The organism is Pantoea sp. SGAir0418, assembly GCF_043529865.1.
Map to the genome: position 1 here is coordinate 3570196 of NZ_CP027911.1, position 15619 is coordinate 3585814.

Annotated in this window: 12 protein-coding genes; 3 read left to right on the top strand and 9 right to left on the bottom strand. The window is 56.5% G+C overall.

The genetic code is table 11. The features are described from left to right. Positions 1-34: 34 nt before the first annotated feature. Positions 35-1129 (bottom strand): YncE family protein, encoded by a 1095-nt coding sequence (locus tag C1N84_RS16740; protein ID WP_394541671.1) that lies wholly within the window; start codon positions 1127-1129, stop codon positions 35-37. Between the two features lie 205 nt (positions 1130-1334). Between C1N84_RS16740 and C1N84_RS16745 the strand changes: the two genes are divergently transcribed. Continuing rightward, a complete protein-coding gene (locus C1N84_RS16745; protein WP_264441713.1) occupies positions 1335-2264 on the top strand; it encodes a glycosyltransferase family 2 protein in 930 nt (309 codons plus the stop codon). Positions 2265-2293: 29 nt separating this feature from the next. On the opposite strand, the gene C1N84_RS16750 is transcribed toward C1N84_RS16745, so the two are convergent. The 6 genes from C1N84_RS16750 to C1N84_RS16775 all read right to left on the bottom strand — a co-directional run bounded on the left by C1N84_RS16750 (position 2294) and on the right by C1N84_RS16775 (position 9556). Continuing rightward, complete coding sequence (locus C1N84_RS16750; protein ID WP_264441714.1) at positions 2294-3541, bottom strand: O-antigen ligase family protein; 1248 nt, start codon at positions 3539-3541, stop codon at positions 2294-2296. Beyond that, positions 3542-4510: a glycosyltransferase family 8 protein gene (locus C1N84_RS16755; protein WP_394541672.1), complete on the bottom strand. Its 969-nt coding sequence runs from the start codon at positions 4508-4510 to the stop codon at positions 3542-3544. A 209-nt stretch (positions 4511-4719) separates the two neighbouring features. After that, positions 4720-5397 (bottom strand): SDR family NAD(P)-dependent oxidoreductase, encoded by a 678-nt coding sequence (locus tag C1N84_RS16760; RefSeq protein ID WP_021507786.1) that lies wholly within the window; start codon positions 5395-5397, stop codon positions 4720-4722. Further along, positions 5394-6584: a sialidase family protein gene (locus tag C1N84_RS16765; protein WP_264441718.1), complete on the bottom strand. Its 1191-nt coding sequence runs from the start codon at positions 6582-6584 to the stop codon at positions 5394-5396. The genes C1N84_RS16760 and C1N84_RS16765 overlap by 4 nt, the downstream gene beginning before the upstream one ends. A gap of 1 nt (position 6585) precedes the next feature. Continuing rightward, complete coding sequence (locus tag C1N84_RS16770) at positions 6586-8007, bottom strand: sodium:solute symporter family protein (RefSeq protein WP_125311526.1); 1422 nt, start codon at positions 8005-8007, stop codon at positions 6586-6588. A 310-nt stretch (positions 8008-8317) separates the two neighbouring features. Continuing rightward, on the bottom strand, positions 8318-9556 hold the full coding sequence (locus C1N84_RS16775) for an MFS transporter (protein WP_031279748.1): 1239 nt from the start codon (positions 9554-9556) through the stop codon (positions 8318-8320). 418 nt (positions 9557-9974) lie between these two features. On the opposite strand from C1N84_RS16775, the gene C1N84_RS16780 reads away from it, so the two are divergent. Together C1N84_RS16780 and C1N84_RS16785 are read left to right on the top strand one after the other, a co-directional pair. Next, a complete protein-coding gene (locus C1N84_RS16780; protein ID WP_394541673.1) occupies positions 9975-10574 on the top strand; it encodes a hypothetical protein in 600 nt (199 codons plus the stop codon). 282 nt (positions 10575-10856) lie between these two features. Continuing rightward, positions 10857-13244: a glucose/quinate/shikimate family membrane-bound PQQ-dependent dehydrogenase gene (locus tag C1N84_RS16785; protein ID WP_058770114.1), complete on the top strand. Its 2388-nt coding sequence runs from the start codon at positions 10857-10859 to the stop codon at positions 13242-13244. A 77-nt stretch (positions 13245-13321) separates the two neighbouring features. Here the strand turns inward: C1N84_RS16785 and C1N84_RS16790 are convergent, their stop codons facing one another. Together C1N84_RS16790 and C1N84_RS16795 are read right to left on the bottom strand one after the other, a co-directional pair. Next, on the bottom strand, positions 13322-14533 hold the full coding sequence (locus tag C1N84_RS16790) for an MFS transporter (RefSeq protein ID WP_264441720.1): 1212 nt from the start codon (positions 14531-14533) through the stop codon (positions 13322-13324). Positions 14534-14645: 112 nt separating this feature from the next. Continuing rightward, a complete protein-coding gene (locus C1N84_RS16795; RefSeq protein ID WP_058770045.1) occupies positions 14646-15536 on the bottom strand; it encodes a LysR family transcriptional regulator in 891 nt (296 codons plus the stop codon). Positions 15537-15619: the final 83 nt, after the last annotated feature.

A 15619-nucleotide genomic window follows, 5' to 3' on the forward strand; every position in this document is an offset into this window, starting at 1 on the left:
GCGATCCCTCGCGCCGCGATTAAACCCAGCGCGGTTAATCCAGCGTAATCCGCACCACGCTATCCGGCCCTTGCGGCGAGCGATCTTTATTGAGCCCCTGCTTCACCGTCACGTACAGCGTCTGACCATCTGGCGACACCAGCAGGCTGTTAGGGTGGGTCGGCAGCGTCCAGCTATTTTTCACTGCGTAAGTCGTCGCGTCCAGCTGCAGCACTTTGCCGCCGAGTCGCTGGCTGATGTAAATCTCGTTGCGCTTCGCATTGAATTTGATGCCAAGCGAATCGCCGACATCCAGGCGTTTGATCACCTTACCGCTGCGCTCATCAAATACCAGCGTGGTTTTGCCCTTAGAATTGTCAGTGACGTACAGGCGGCCATTGGCGGCATCTTCCGCCAGATTTAACAGCAGATACTCCTTGCCATCGCCTGGCGTCCAGCGCTGCTCAATTTTGTGACTGCGCGGATTAATCACCAGCACTTCGCCACTGCCGTTCGCCGCGTAAATACGGTCGGTTGACGCCGAATAGAGCAACCCGGTCACCCACTTACCGGCGTTTTTGATGGTGGTTTTCAGCCGCAGCGTATTCGCATCGACCACCCAAATCATCGCCGGATTCTCAATCGCACCGATGTACAGCAGGCCGTCATGCAGCAGGATTTCACGCGCGCCAACCGGATTGCCTTTGTCGTTTTTCAGGCCAAACAGCAGACGCTGCAGCACTTTACCGCTTCTGGCGTCCACTTTCGTCACGCCACCGTCCAGCGTGTTGGTAATGTACAGTACGCTGCCGTCCGGTGAAGCCGTCATGCCAAAGTTTTTCAGATCGGTATGGGTTTCGCCCAGCGTCGCCAGCGTGCGGGCATCCAGACGATACAGCACGCCACCGTTGACGGTTTTAAATGCCTGCGCGCTGGCCACATACAGCGCAGCCGGATCGCCCGGCACATAGGCCATTTCATACAGGCCGTCGCCCAGTTCACGCTGCTGTACCTTCTCCGCTGCCGCTGGCTTAGCCGCGGCGGCAGGCGCTACTGATTTTTTAGCCGGCGCCTGACAGGCGCTCAGGCTCATGGCTGCCAGCAGCGCCAGAGCCAGCGCGGTGGCGCGCGTGCGTAATGATGAAATCATTGCTGTCTCCGGTAAGGACCGATGGGTTACCTGCGCGAGCAGGAAGCATAAAAAGGAATGAGAATCATACGCATTATTGTATCAGTCGTAAATGTGCCTGATCGGTGGCAGGAGGCGCAGAGCTGCGCTGCGTCAATGCCCTCCCCTCAAATTGCTACTTGTAGTATGCTTGACGGCATTCCTGCCACAGATGTTGATTTAAAAAATGATGGTTCCTGACTATTTAATCAGTGTGTTGCTAACGGCCCATAACAGTGAAAAATTTCTGCCTGACACGCTGGCGAGTTTAGAAAAGGCCTGTCATGGTGTTGAGCAGTATATTGAATTTATTCTTATCAATGACGCATCCGTCGACAACACAGCAGCGTTACTCGATGATTTTTCCCGGCGGCATCCGCAGGCGAAAGTATTTAATATTGATTACCGCAACATTGGCCGGGTGCGTAATTTTGGCGTTCAGCAGTGCAGCGGTGAATATATTACGATGCTGGATGGCGACGATCAGTTGCTGGCCGACGCCCTCGCCGATATTGTCTGCTACCTGAAAAGCCATCGTCCGGACGCACTGTTCACGGCGCTTAATGAGGTATATGAATCCCGGCCTCAGCACATCACATGGCAGGGCCTGCAGGCGGAAACACTGTCACGGCATCAGGCCATTGAAAAATTCCTGATCCATCGCGATTTGCAGGCGCACTTTATCGGTCAGTTTATTAAGCGCACCATGCTGCTGGCACATCCCTTCCCGGATTATACCTGCTACGAGGACGCCTGGCTTTTCCCGGAAATCCTGGTCAGCAGTGATGCAATCGCTTATAGCCGCCAGAGCCCTTATCTCTATTTTAAACGCGGCAACAGCTTATCCAGCCAGCTGGATAAACACAAAATTTCACTCTTAGTGAGCGCAACGCAGCATATGGATGAGGTGTTGCAGGAGCGCTATCGCAATCTGCTATCCTGCCACTGGATTAATATTGCACATAAACATCGGCAAGCCCTGGATAATCCTGACGACAGAAGGCAGGTTATTGAGGCGATCACTAAAATCAGGCCGCTGTCTTTTCTTTTCGATAGTAAAATCAGAACCAGCTTTAAAAAGAAATATCTGGCTCTGAAGTTAAACAAACCGCTGTAACTACCGGGCGCTATGCCAGCGCCGGTTTATCAGGACGATGCTTTCTCAGGCGGATGAATCATGGCATAGCTGATGATAATCGCCATCACCAGGATTAGCACCGAACCACTCTGAATTAACACCGTGTCGGTCAGCCCGAAGATGATAATTGACAGCGGCAGCAGCGTTAATCCGGCGACGCCGCGGCGTGCGGCTACTATCAGCAGCACCAGGTAAAAAATCAGCAGGGAAAGTGCGCCAGCGATCCCCTGCAGCGAAAGCGTTTCAAGGAAATCATCGTGCAGGTGATACATGACGTTTTTATACGCTTCGGGATTGTGGCGCTCATGCTGCGTGATGTATTCCCGCGCTTTTGCCGTGCGCTGATCCGGACTTTGCCCCAGCAGCGACCACGAAACGCTGTGCCAGCCGCCTTTCCAGATAGAGAAACGGGCGCCAATCGAGGTGTTATTGTTGGTCTGATAAGTATCAACTTCATTGTGGATGCTGTCTAAGCGCTGCCAGACGCTGCCCGGCATAAATAAAGCGCCCACGATAATAAACAGCGCTAACACCACCAGCGAAAGTTTACCCGCCCAGCGGTGGGTAAAATAAAACCAGGCCAGATAAATGAGTGGCAGGGTTAATACGCCGGCGCGTGACTCGGTCAGAATCATCAGCATCATATTCACGACAAAAACCGCGCTGAATAAGACCATTTGTCCGCCGCGATGGGTGATGACCCGGTGGCCGGTATACAAAGTACAGAGCGCCAGCGCGGTAATCAGATAAGAGACGGTACCGGCGGAGTCGGTCAGCAATCTGATGCGGGTCAGCGTTTTTGCGTGTTCACTGATAGCGAAACCTAACGTCACCAGCAGCCCGACAAATAAGATGGCGCTGCAGGTTATCAGGAGTGGACGGCTAAGGTAGTGGCGCCAGGCGACGATAAAATAGCTGAGAAAAGCCGCGATAATAAACAGCTTACCGCCCTGGAAGTAGTTATTCACCACATCACTGAATTCAGCGTGGGAAAACATCTTTGCCCAGATGAGCCTGACCAGCCCAATCAACAGCAGCGGAAGCGCTACCGTTATGGCCGTTTTATCTGTTAGCCACTGTTTTTTCACCGCCAGAATTACTAAATACAGAGCCACCAGATAACTGGAAAAATAGAACATTTTGCGCGGTAAGGCTTCAACCACCAGTGACGACGCCAGCGCGATACTCAGCAGCACAAAACAGAGCTGGTAAATATTTTTTCCCGTCATCAGCTGTCGAAAAGCGTGAGCTTGCACTTAACAATACCTCATCTTGATATGTTTCAGGCGCCACAGCATGGCCTGCCACCATCTTTTTTGACGAAAAAGCGACTTATACATTCTTTTTGCCTGCTGCACATTGGCTGGCTGGTCAAACGCCATGGTGGACAGCGGTGAATCCTGATAAATATCGCGATAATGGTGAACCACAAACTGTTGATTCCATACCTGCCAGGGCTTATCCGCACCGGCATAATGAATCAGGCAGGTTTCCGCCGGCACGTCGAGCGTATAGCCATGATCGTCATGGGCCAGCATGGTCAGGGTATTGAAGCGAGGAGAAACAAAGGTCACTTTATCTTCCAGTAAAATATTCAACGCATCTTGATCGAGATACTGGAAGTTTCTCCCGTGTTCGGACAGTAAAGTAAACGCGCGTTCGCTGATATTGTCAGCGCGCCATTGCGCCACATCAATCAGCATCATACCGGCGTTAAAATAGCGCTCGCCGCGCAAGCCGGCATTCTTCGCCAGTACCGGCTGCAGCGAGGCAATTTCACCGACCACCAGCGCAACCGCCTCAGGGCCGGTCGGGATCTGCCACAGTTCATTGAGCGGATTAATGCACACCATATCGGCATCAAGATAAAGCAGTTTTTCCGCCTGCGGCAAAATCAGCGGTGCCAGAAAGCGATAGTAGGTCGCACGGGTAAAAAGTTCGGTGACCGGCAGCGTGGCAAACAGCTGGTCCGGCAGATGATGCAGCGTCACGCCGTGGCGCGATCCCTGAAACAGCCTGGCGAGCCGGGGGTTATCGGCCGGTGTCAGTTCTGAAGAGATCAGATGGAAATGATACACGCGGTCTCCGGCGTGTTTCATGATGGACAGAATCGTGATTAGCGCATGCGCTTTAAACTTTCCGTCAACGCCAAAAACAATATGTTGATCGCTCTGTACCGGAAAAAGTGGTTCGGCGTTTATTTCCTGAAGAACATCATGATTCATTGCGCGCTTCTCTGCTGCGGAGCGCTACACTCCGTAACCACTTAATATGTAGACAATAAAATTGGGTTTACCAAAACGGTGAAAAGATTACCATTTTGGTAAACCCAAAGAAAGCGTAGCACGATAAGCCAGGAGTTTTCGCAGACGAGACATAATCAGCCTCTTCCATCCTGTTTTTTACGATGGGAGAGGCACGCTGGAGAATAAAACTACAGCGACGCGCCGCCGCAAATTACCAGCTCCTGCCCGGTAATGGCAGCGGCAGCCGGCGATAGCACAAAACCAGCCAGCGCGGCCACCTCTTCGGGATGGATATAGCGTCCGATAGGCGGCAGTTTCGGCGGCGAGCTGGCGCGGTCCGGCTGCAGCAGCATCGGCGTGGCGGTGGCACCGGGAGCAATCACATTGACCGTAATGCCCTGCGGAGCCAGTTCGGCGGCCCAGCTGCGCGCCATGCCCACCATCGCCGCCTTGGTGCTGACATACTGGCTGCGATTCGCCGCGCCGCGTGACGTGCGGCTGCCGAGCAGCAGAATACGATCGCCGTGGCCCATCTGCGGCAGCAAGGTGTTGGCCATGATTTGCGCCACCTGCACGTGCAGATACCACAGCCGCGCCCCCTGCTCTTCCTCCAGCTCACCCAGCGGCGCGGCCAGCATCATGCCTGCCGCGTGCACCAGCGCATCCACCTTCGCCAGCCCGGCCAAAGCCCGTTTCAGCTGACCGGCGTCAAACAGGTCGACGCTGACGGAGGTAAACGCCGGATGATCTTTCTCCACCGGCGTACGGCTAAAACCGGTGACCTGCCAGCCCTGCGTCAGTAGCTCATCGGCAATCGCCGCACCAATGCCGGAACTGACACCGGTCACCAGCGCATGGCGGCTCATGCTTTGTCCCTCACCCAGTTCTCCTCCACGCGCACGTACTTGATGGCCTGGCGAAAATAGGTGTAGGCAATGTGCAGTGCGCCGTCCGCGCTCTGCTTAATGCTGGGATAGGAGAACTCACGGTTCAGTTTCTGCTGTGAATTGTTGGTCATGCAGTAGCCGTCCCCCTCATCCAGATTACGCTGCCAAGGCCAGCTCACTCCGCCATCGGCAGAAATAGCCAGCGTCATCGGTGCGCGCGGAGCCCCCCAGAAGGCGGTACGTGCGCCCTGAACCACCGGCTGCGCCGCCACGGCCACCGCGGCGTCATCTTCGTCTTCGATTTCGTCGTACAGTGACAGGCGACGCTCGCTGGCATCGCGCGCGCTCATGGCGTTAAACACCAGCGCCAGATGGCCGTTGTGCAGCGTGGTCACCTGAATCGATGAGTTATTATTTGGCAGATCGGTCGCCTGCGGCGTGCTCCAGCTTTCACCGCCGTCGTCCGAACGACTCTGGTAGATATAATCAGCCCAGCGGCTGCGATACAGCGCCAGCAGGCTGCCATCCTGCAGCAGCGTAATGTTCATGTGCACGCAGCCGAGGCTGTCCGGCACCGCCACATCGCGCCAGCTCTGTCCTTTGTCACTGGAGATTTTTACCGCACTGATGTCATCGTTGCCCACCCATTTCACTCCCGGCTGGGTGCGACAATAGAACACCGGCAGCAGCCAGTTACCGTTCGGCAGCACCACCAGCGGCTGGCGGATAAACGTGCCCGGCTGATCGAGCAGCGTATCGATGGCACTCCAGCTGTGACCCAAATCGTGTGACTGGCGATAGCGCACAATTGCCGTGTCCTGATTACCGGACTTCTGCGCGGTCCACAACAGCCACAGCACGTTATCCGGATCGAGAAACAGCACCGGATTCTGTTCCGATCGCGCCGGATCGTCGGATAACTGTTGAGGATCGCTCCACTGCGCGCTGCCCTGCGCCAGCCGCGAGCACCACACCGAAATATCCGCGATGCCTTCCTGCGTGCCGCCAAACCACACGCACAGCAGGTCGCCGTTTGGTAACGGCAGCAGATTAGCGGCGTGGTTCTGCGGACAGACCGAAGGCAGCATCGCCGTGAGCTGCTGCGCGTCCTGCGCGTGCGGATGAAGCTTACCGTTACGTTCGACGGTAATGGTTGAGTCGGTCATGTCAGGCTCCACTGTTTTGCATTGATGAATCAGGTGCATTTTTGCGCTGCGGCTGGCGTGACGGGATCAGGCGGTCAATCAGCATGATCACCGCCGGTGTGACCAGCGCGACGTACATATTGTTGATGCCGAACGGATCGCCCAGCAGATACCACAGCGAGGTCATGACGCAGGCACCAATCAGGCCGGCGTTCGCGCCGCGCGTACTTTTATAAAACGGCAGGTAGAAAGCGATGATCGCCACCACCGAAATTGACAGGCGGATGGCGCGGGTAAAGAACGATAGCTTCAGCACTTCCGGTACGAACAGCACGAAGATCAGCGGCAGAAAACCGATCAGCAGTGACAGCCAGCGCGTCATGCGAAATTCGCGTTCCGGCGTCGGATTACGGTATGGCACATAAAAGTCTTTCACCACCAGCGAAGCGATGGCCAGCGCCACGGTGCTGACGCTGACAAAAATCGAGGCCACCAGCGAGGTGGTGACAATCCCTGCCAGCCACGGGCTCATGTCCTGCAGGAACACCGGCAGCGCGTACAGGCTGTTAATCTCCGGATGCAGATACTTTGCCGCCACGCCAATCAGCGCAATGGCGATGGCAATCGGCATACAGAAGAAGAATGCGACCCAGGTGGCGCGCTTCGCAGACGCCGCACTTTTGGTCGAGGCGATAGCCTGAATCACAAACTGGGTGCAGAAGATCGACCCGATGGTGCCAATCATCCAGGCAAAAATGGTGCTGGCGCCCACGTTACCGTCCCAAGTCCAGTAAAAGTGCGGCATCTCTTTGATCATCGGGCTGACGCCGCCGGTCATGTGCAGCGCCACGCCGAGAATGACCAGAATACCGATATATTTCAGGCCGCTGTGCAGCAGCGTCACCCAGGCGATGCCTTTCATGCCGCCGAACATAAAATAGAAGGTGCTGACCAGCGCGGTGATCACCGCCGCCGTGGTGAGATCAAGGTTCAGTACCGTAGAGATCGCCGCCGCACCGCTGACATAGTTACCGACGTTCACCAGCAGCAGCGCGTAGATCATGATGATAGAAATAATATTTTTGGTGGAGTTGCCATAGCGCTCGGCAATCGCGCCGGAAATGGTAATTTTGCCGGTATTGTAGATGCGTTTGACCAGCAAAAAACCAAACAGCGGAAAGCCGATAGCGGCACCGATCACCGACCAGGACGCGGCAAAGCCATCCTCAAAAGCCGCCTGCGCCGTACCGATGGTTGACTTGGCGCCAATGTATTCAGACATCAGCATCACGCCGACCACAAACGCTGGCATCACGTTTGAACCCGCCATAAAGTCGCCGCTGTTTTTACTGCGCAACCGCCAGGTCAGCCAGGTAGTGAACAGGATGTAGGCAATGACAATCCCGACAATAATCACCATCCCTTCTGCAGAGAACTGTTTCATGTTGGCCTCATTGATAACGTAGGGTCGTGGTGCGTGCCGGGCTTCACACGCACCGTTAATGAGGCGGCCATGATTATTGTTGTTGCGTCGCTGCGCTGGCTACCCCGCACCGTGCAAAATGATTTACTTCACTCAAAAATGAATAAATTTACGCACAGGCAGGGCAATTTATAGATTAACTGGCGTTTAATTAGTTTGATCATGCTCACAAACAGTCAAATGTGATTAATAATAATCAAATTTAACTGTGCGAGATAACGAGGCAGACTGCGTACCTGGCCACGGCCACCGCGCCGGGCAGCCGCGAACGTCAGGCGAGACTGTCGTTTTCCAGTTTCTGCCGTTTGCGCAGATGAGGGAACAGCGCCATCCACAGCGCCACGACCACCAGGGTGCCGACACCGCCAATCGCCGCTGCGGGCACCGCACCGAACCATGCGGCCAACAGGCCGGATTCGAACTCACCCAGCTGGTTAGAGGTATTGATGAAAATGGCGTTGACCGCGTTGACGCGCCCGCGCATCTCATCCGGCGTGTCCAGCTGCACCAGCGCGCCGCGAATCACCATGCTCACCATATCGAAGCCGCCGAGTGCCGCCAGCGCCAGCAGCGAGAGCCACAGCTGCGTCGATAGCGCAAATACCAGCGTAGCCAGACCAAAACCGGCTACCGAGCCAAACATGATCATGCCCACGTGCTTTTCCAGCTTGTGACGGCTGAGCCACACCCCGACCAGCAGCGCCCCGACCGACGGGGCACCGCGCAGCATGCCCAGCCCCCACGGACCGGTATGCAGAATATCCTGGGCGAAGATCGGCAGCAGCGCCGTGGCGCCGCCCAGCAGCACGGCAAACAGATCGAGCGAGATCACCCCAAGCACATCTTTGCGCTCGCGGATGAAGCGGACACCGGCAAACATAGTGCTGAGGCTGGCCGGAATACGTGCCTGCGGCGGTCGTTCGTAGCGCAAACGGCTGACCAGCACAATCGACAACAGATAGAACAGCGCCGAAACACCGTACACCACCTCCGGCCCGGCCACGTACAGTAAGCCGCCCAGCGTCGGACCGACAATCACCGCCGCCTGACCGCCCACCGAGCTGGCCGCCATGGCGCGCGCGAGGATGGGCGGCGGTACCAACGCTGGCAGCATTGAGGTGATTGCCGGCCACTCCAGCGCTTTGGCCAGCGAAATCAGGAATACCAGTCCCCAGATTTCAATCCGGCCCGCCCAGTGCAGCAGCGTCAGCGCCACCAGCCCGAGCAGCGCCAGCCACTCAATCAGCTGCCCCAGCAGCACGATGCGGCGACGGTCATACTGATCCGCAAGGTGACCCGCCGGCAGCGCCAGCAATACCGAAGGTAAAAATTGCATCAGACCGATCATGCCCAGCGCCATAGCACTGTGGGTAAGCGCATAGATTTGCCAGCTGACGGCCACGGAGAACATCTGAAAACCAAACGATGAACAGGTACGCGCCAGCCAGAAGGCGACGAACGACCTGTGTCGCAGCAGCGAATCTTCCGCTGCGGTGACCGGTGAACCCATAGTTTTATCCCATCCTGAAGCAGAACCGGCCGGCGTCATGGCACCGGCCTGGTGAAAAGCCACCATCGGCTTTCCTTATGTTTTTCACGCCATAGAGTGCGATAACTGACCGGAGCAGGCAATGGCTGGATGTGCGCTGTAAAAACAGGTGTTTATACGGATTCAGGGTTAAAGCTGGCGCGCAGAATATTAGCAGACTGATTGTTTTACTGTGAAAATAGTCAAAACATTCCAGATAATTCAATAAAACGTTAATTACCGCCAGCACAACGCTTTTTATCTCTTTATCAGAAACAGCTAAAAAAGGTGATCTTTGCCGGCGAATCGATCTATATTGCCCCCTGTGATAATCACAGCAGTCTTCCCGTCCTTATAATAATTAAGACGCTATCGTTCATTAATTTATTCATAGAGATAAATGGAAAACAATTCATACCATCCTTATGTCACTGAGCGTGTCTGTCGCTTCGACGGCACACCTATCGGCGCATGTTATTCAGCGTCCTTAATGCATTGCGTGCCGGAACGTGATGCATTACTTCATGAAGGCGAGATAATTACTCAACATTATCAGTCAGCGGATGCTGCGGGATTAATAATTATTCCACTGGCGGGAAATAGCGTGATGTCCTTTTTGCATGACGTGGATAATTATTCCAGCCTGCAACATGAGAATGTAAGGCTGGCGATCAACTATGCCACTTTACGTCAGGCCGGATCCGCCTTACGCGCTGTGGCGTCTCGTTTTTCCTTATGGCTTTACGATCTCGCGCCGCCGGGAACCGAGTGGAAAAATATTACCGATTTTCCCTTCAGCGGTATTGTTCTGAGCGATGACTTCTTCCGCGAAAATTATCTCAAGTTCAGCTTTCCTTTTCTGCTCGCTTCGCTGCGGGAAACACAAGCAGAGGTAATATTACGTACGCCCCAGCTCCAATTACCGGCCGAAGATTACCTGCATTTACAGCTAAGCGGCTGGCAAACGCAGCGGAGCTGTCATCCGCTCTTCCCAGGGTAAACGTTTACACAAAATTCTGCGCATCGGCGTTATCACCCGATTACGCCGGACAGGATGGTGCAATATCCTCATAAAATGTCGTGTCACTGCCTGATAAAAAGAGCAAAGCGCTAAAAAAATCAAACCTGTTAACGTTTTTAAGATAAAATTTAACGCAAAGGGATCATCCTGCTTAACGGAAAAGCACTGACAGAACACCTTAAGTCACTTCGTACTCTATGTCGGGATACAGCCTAATCGGTTGTTTCCTTTGATTTTATGGCAAAGAAAGAGGTCAATATTATGGGGAAAGCTTCCTCATCTTTTGGCGTAATTCGCTTCCTGACGGTGCTGTTTGCACTGCTGACGGGCGCATTTATGCTGATTGGCGGCGTTTGGTTAGCCGCCATTGGAGGTTCCTGGTACTACGTTATTGGCGGTGTGATTATGCTGATCACCGCTGTTCTGCTGTGGCGCCGTAGCGGTTCCGCACTGCTGCTGTATGCCCTGTTGCTGCTGGCAACGCTGGTGTGGGGCGTATGGGAAGTCGGCTTCGACTTCTGGGCGCTGGCTCCACGTACCGACGTGCTGGTAATCTTCGGTATCTGGCTGATTCTGCCGTTTGTGTATCGCGGTCTGAATCATGCGGGTAAAGGTGCGCTGGGTGCGATGGCCGTTGCGCTGGTAGCCAGCGTACTGGTGCTGGCGTGGGCAGTATTCCACGATCCGCAGGAGCTGAATGGCAACCTGCCGGAAGCCGCTAACGTCCCGCAGGCCCAGCCGCTGAGTAACATCAACGATGCTGACTGGCCAGCCTATGCGCGTGACCAGCAGGGCACTCGCTTCTCGCCGCTGAAGCAGATCAACACCAGCAACGTGAAAGAGTTGCAGGTTGCCTGGCAGTTCCAGACCGGCGATCTCAAAACCGCCAACGATCCGGGTGAAATCACTGACGAAGTGACGCCGATTAAAATCCGCGACACGCTGTACCTTTGCTCGCCGCACCAGATTCTGTTTGCGCTGGATGCGACGACCGGTAAGCAGAAGTGGAAATTCGATCCGGGCCTGAAGCCGAATCCTACCTTCCAGCACGTGACCTGCCGCGGTGTTTCATACCATGAAGTGCCTGCTGCTGCCGATGCCGCCAACAGCCAGCCTGCGCTGTGCTCACGCCGCATCTACCTGCCAGTGAACGACGGTCGTCTGTTCGCGCTGGATGCCGATACCGGTGCCCGTTGCCCATCCTTTGGCAACAACGGTGAGCTGGATCTGCAGCACAAGCAGCCGGTACAGACGCCAGGCCAGTATGAGCCGACGTCACCGCCGGTTATCACTGACACCACCATCGTCATTGCTGGTGCGGTCACCGATAACTACTCTACCCGTGAGCCGTCTGGTGCCATCCGTGGCTTCGACGTCAACACCGGTAAACTGCTGTGGGTGTTCGACCCGGGCGCGAAAGATCCTAACGCGATTCCGGCCGATGAACACACCTTCACCATGAACTCGCCGAACTCGTGGGCGCCGGCGGTATACGATCCAAAACTGGATACCGTTTACCTGCCAATGGGCGTTTCCACTCCGGATATCTGGGGCGGTAACCGCACACCAGAGCAGGAGCGCTACGCGAGCAGCGTTCTGGCGCTGAACGCCACCACCGGTAAGCTGGTGTGGTCGTATCAGACCGTGCACCACGATCTGTGGGATATGGACCTGCCGTCACAGCCGACGCTGGCCGATATCACGGACAAAGATGGCAACACCGTACCGGTGATTTATGCCCCGGCGAAAACCGGTAACATCTTTGTGCTGGATCGTCGTACCGGTAAGCCGGTCGTGCCTGCACCGGAGACGCCGGTACCGCAGGGCGCGGCGAAAGGTGACCACGTGGCACCGACCCAGCCGTACTCCGAACTGACCTTCCGTCCGAAGCAGAACCTGACGGACAAGGACATGTGGGGCGCGACGATGTATGACCAGCTGGTGTGCCGCGTGATCTTCAAGCGTCTGCGCTACGAAGGTCCGTTCACGCCGCCGTCTGAGCAGGGTACGCTGGTGTTCCCGGGCAACCTTGGTATGTTCGAGTGGGGCGGCATCGCGGTTGATCCCCATCGTCAGATCGCCATCGCTAACCCAATGGCGCTGCCGTTTGTGTCTAAGCTGATTCCGCGCGGTCCGGGCAACCCGATTGAACCACCGCAGGGCGCAGAAGGCGGTTCCGGTACTGAAACCGGCATTCAGCCGCAGTACGGTGTGCCGTTTGGCGTCGAGCTGAACCCGTTCCTGTCGCCGTTTGGTCTGCCGTGTAAACAGCCGGCCTGGGGTTACGTTTCAGCGATCGACCTGAAGACCAACGAAACCGTGTGGAAGAAACGTATCGGTACCGTTCGCGATAGCGCACCGGTTCCGCTGCCGTTCAAAATGGGTATGCCAATGCTGGGTGGCCCAATCACCACCGCCGGTAACGTGTTCTTCATCGGCGCGACCGCAGATAACTACCTGCGCGCGTTCGATACCAACACCGGTGAGATGCTGTGGCAGGCTCGTCTGCCAGCGGGTGGCCAGGCTACGCCGATGACCTATGAAGTGAATGGCAAACAGTACGTTGTCATCGCGGCCGGTGGTCACGGTTCGTTTGGTACCAAGCTGGGCGATTACGTGATTGCCTATGCGCTGCCAGATGCGAAGTAATTTTTCGCACTGAAGTAAAAAAGCGGGCAATGCCCGCTTTTTTTATATGCCGGTCGGCATTACGGTCGATCTGGCGGTCAGGGTTTACGCAGCACCCGCGCATTCAATAGCGCGCACAGCGCCATAATCACGCAGGTGGCGAGAAACACCGGGCGCATACCAAACGCGCCGCCGATAAAGCCACCGAACAGCGGGCCGCTCACCTGGCCGACATACTGGGCTGAGGTCGCATAGCCCAGCATTTTCCCGACCTGCCGCTGCGGCACATTATGACGAATCAACGCCGTCACGCAGGGCATCAGGCCGCCCAGCGCCATCCCCATCAGGAAACGCAGCACCACCAGTTGCCATGCCGCGCTAATAAATGCCTGCGGAATCAGCAGCAGCGCGCAGACCAGCAGGCCATAAATCAGCACGCGCGCATGTCCGATGCGGTCGGCCAGCCGGCCAAGGCGCGGCGCGGAGAGAATGCTGCCCAGCGCGGCGGCCGCCATCACCAGCCCGGCCGTCACCGTCACCGCGTGATCACCGTGCACAAACTGCGCGATATACAGCGTGATAATCGGCTCAATCGACATATTGGCAAAAATCAGCAGCATGCCCGACAGCCACATCAGCCGTACCACTGGCCGGTTGATCGACGCCTCCGGCTCATCCCCCTCCCCGGCTGCGGCTTTCTTCGCCGCACGTGGCGCTTCTTTCAGCAGAAAAGTGGTGGCGAGAAACGCGAGAAAAATCACCGCACCGGTGAGCCAGAAAGTGTGGCGGATACCGATCAGCGGTGGCAGCACGCCGCCCAGCAGCGGGCCGACCACGTTACCGGCCATGATGCCGGAGGACAGCACGCCCAGCGCCCAGCCGGTCTGCGCTTTCGGCGTTTGCGCCGCCACCAGAATGGTGGAACCCGACGCATAGCCGCCGAGCAGGCCGGCCAGCAGGCGCAGCGCCACCAGCTGCCACGGCGCGGTGGCCATACCAATCAGCGACATGGCGACGGCCATTCCGAGGCTGGCGCGGATCAGCATCAGCTTGCGGCCATAGCGATCCGCCAGTTTGCCCCACAGCGGTGCCGTCAGCGCCGCGCTAAGAAAGGTGGCACCGTAGGCGGCGCCTGACCAGCGCGCAATTGCTGCCGGTTCCTGTACGCCCAATTGCTGCACATAGAGGGGCAGAAAGGGCAGCAGCAGGGTCATGGCGACGATAGTGCTGAACGAGCCCAGCACGCAAACCCACAAATTGCGCCGCCAGTGTTGCTGCTCAGGCGCTAACGCGATAGAAGAGTGCGACATAGTGATATCCCTGTTTTTGGCTTTTTTAGCAGGCTATCAGCGGTAGCACACAGAAAACAGGGAGAAGCGGATATTTGCCAGCCAGCGCGCTATTGTTGCCAGAAAACAACAATCATGACGCACCCAGCGCGGTGATCAGCGCGTCGCAGAGTAAGGTGATCGGTGACGAGGGCTGCGGCTGCTCTTTCAGCAGCAGGTAACTGTGCAGGCGATCCATCTGCCATTCCGGCAGCACCTGCTGAATCTCGCCGCGCGCCAGCGCCTCCTGCGTCATATAGGCGGGCAGATACGCCACGCCGGTTCCGGCCAGGGCCGCATTAAGCAGCGCCATGCTGTTATTCGCGCGAAAGCGGCTGTGCACATCCAGCGCCAGGCGCTGCTTATCACGGCGAAACGGCAACGCCGCTGTGTGTGCCGGGCCGTGAAACAGCAGCAGATCGTGGCGCATCAGACGTTCGGGATGATCGATGGCCGGATGCGCGGCCAGATACGCTGGCGACGCATACAGTCCCCAGTCAATGCTGCTCAGTTCGCGGTAGTTTGCGACTTCCGGCGCACGCGCGCGGATCACAATCGCCACGTCCGCACTGGGCTGCGGATCGTCGCTGGTGGTCAGTTCGAGATCGACGTTGATGTGAATGTGACGGCGGATAAAGGTATTCAGCGTCGGCACCACGCACTGGCAGCCGAAGGTGATCGGCGCCTGCAGCCGCACGTTGCCGGCAGGCTGCTGATGCACCTGCTGCACAAACGCGTCGGCGCGATGCATCTCTTCCAGCATGCGGGTGCAGAACGGATAGTAAGCCTGACCCAGCTCGGTCAGCGCCACTTTGCGCGTGGTGCGCTGCAGCAGTTTGATACCCAGCCGCACCTCCAGCCGGGCAATTTCGCGGCTGACGTGCGATTTTGATACCCCCAGCGTACGGGCCGCTTCGCTGAAGCTTTGCCGCTCAACGACGCGCGCAAACAGCATCATGGCGGTGAGATTATCGCTGTTGTCCATGTTCTCTGGCTGATTCGAAAGAGTGAGAACCGCAGCTTAAAAGCAAAAACGCGAATGCGCACCCGATTTCCCGTTACGCAGCG